This window comes from Anabaena sp. FACHB-1391 (genome assembly GCF_014696755.1).
GTDB classification, from domain to species: Bacteria; Cyanobacteriota; Cyanobacteriia; order Cyanobacteriales; family Nostocaceae; genus Dolichospermum; species Dolichospermum planctonicum.
The window spans coordinates 1-1,911 of the sequence record NZ_JACJQS010000086.1; the positions used below are offsets into that span (position 1 = coordinate 1).

Sequence of the window (1,911 nt, forward strand, 5' to 3'; positions counted from 1 at the left end):
CCCACATTCCGCACCCTGAACTGTCACAGATCAAAAAAGCAGAGATAGTAGTACATAATAACTAACGATCAATTAAAGAGAAATAAGCTTAATGAGAATACATATCATTAAAAGGGGGGTGGTGTGAGAAAGTAAAGTTTCCTAAGGAGTCCGAATTCAAGATGATTAAAAAATTTATTATTCAGAAAGCAAGAAATGAGAGAATCATAATAGACAAGTAGAGGAAACTGTTGTGAAATTAAAACCCCAAGAAATAGAAATTCAGAACATAGACCATCTAGGGATAGTAGCAGGAATCATAGATTCAATCGGAATAGTAGAAATAATAAATGAATTAATAGGAGTCGAAAAAGACGAAAAAGTAAATGCAGGTCAAGTAGTAAAAGCCATGATAATAAACGGGTTAGGATTTGTCTCCAAACCGTTATATATGTTTCCTAAATATTTTGAAACAATCGCTTGTGAACATCTAATAGGAACAGGAGTAAAACCAGAATATCTCAACGACGACAAACTAGGCAGAGTCATGGATAAACTATTTATCAAAGGATTGGATACAATATTTTTTATCATAGCCTTAAAAGCAGCCCAAAAATTTGGAGTATCACTATCAACATCACATCTAGACTCATCATCAATGCACGTACATGGACAGTATAACACTAGCTTACCAGAAGTAATATTTGAGAGTCAAGAAATAGGAAATAACCAAGAATTAGAAGAAATAGCAGTAAAATCACCAAAAGAAATAACCATCACTTATGGTTATTCCCGTGACCACAGACCAGATTTAAAACAGTTCATCATAGAAATGATATGTTCAGGAGATGGAGACATACCAATATTTTTAAAACTAGCATCGGGAAACCAAGCGGACTCATCATGTTTTGGTAAAATAGCAATAGAATATCACAAACAATTAGAAGTTAATAGTCTCATGGTTGCTGACTCGGCATTATATACAGAATCAAACCTGAAAATGATGTCAGATTTACAGTGGTTATGTCGAGTACCATTAAGCATCAAAGCAGCAAAATCATTAATATCAACAATACCAGAATCAGAATTTATTGATAGTACAATACCCGGATATAAATTAGCATCAAAAACCGAAAATTATGCAGGAATAGAACAGAGATGGCTAGTAGTACAAAGTCAAGAAAGAAGAGAATCAGACTTGCGTAAACTCACAGAAAAAGTTATCAAAGCAGAATCAAAAGCTGTGCAGGATTTGAAAAAGTTATCACCAGAAGAATTTGCTTGTGAAGCAGATGCTATGAAGGCATTATCAAAATTATCAAAACAGTTTAAATATCACCAAATTAACGAAAGTAAAGTTACTCAAGTCAAATCTAAGACAAAAGATTCTCCACAAGAAATATCTTACCAAATATCAGCTACAGTCTCCCAGGATGAAAGTAAAATTAATACGGAAATGCTGAGTGCAGGGCGTTTTATTATTGCTACGAACGTTTTAGATTCAAAGGAACTAAGTAATGATTCTATGCTAAGTGAATATAAAGCTCAACAATCATGTGAACGGGGGTTTGCTTTTCTCAAAGACCCATTATTTTTTGCCGACAGTATTTTCCTCAAAAGTCCTGAAAGAATAGAGTCGCTGGGAATGATTATGGGTTTATGTCTACTAGTTTATACTTTGGCTCAACGTCAAATTAGAAATGCTCTCTTCAATTCTAAATCAACAATTAAAAATCAATTAGGTAAAGCAACTAACCGCCCTACTTTGCGCTGGATTTTTCAATGCTTTGAGTGTATTCATTTAGTTGAATATAACAATGAAAAACACGTCTCTAATTGGACTCAAGATAGAGATTTTATCTTGAATCTTTTACCAGATGATTGTTTTCGTTACTATCAATTAGTCACCTAATTATTATCTCTATCAATTTA

Annotated in this window: 1 protein-coding gene; it reads left to right on the forward strand. The window is 33.3% G+C overall.

Annotated elements, in window-relative coordinates; translation table 11 throughout:
- Positions 1 to 232: 232 nt before the first annotated feature.
- The gene (locus H6F62_RS20290; protein ID WP_190372838.1) at positions 233 to 1,891 is read left to right on the forward strand and encodes an IS1634 family transposase; all 1,659 of its coding nucleotides are present in this window, start codon (positions 233 to 235) and stop codon (positions 1,889 to 1,891) included.
- Positions 1,892 to 1,911: the final 20 nt, after the last annotated feature.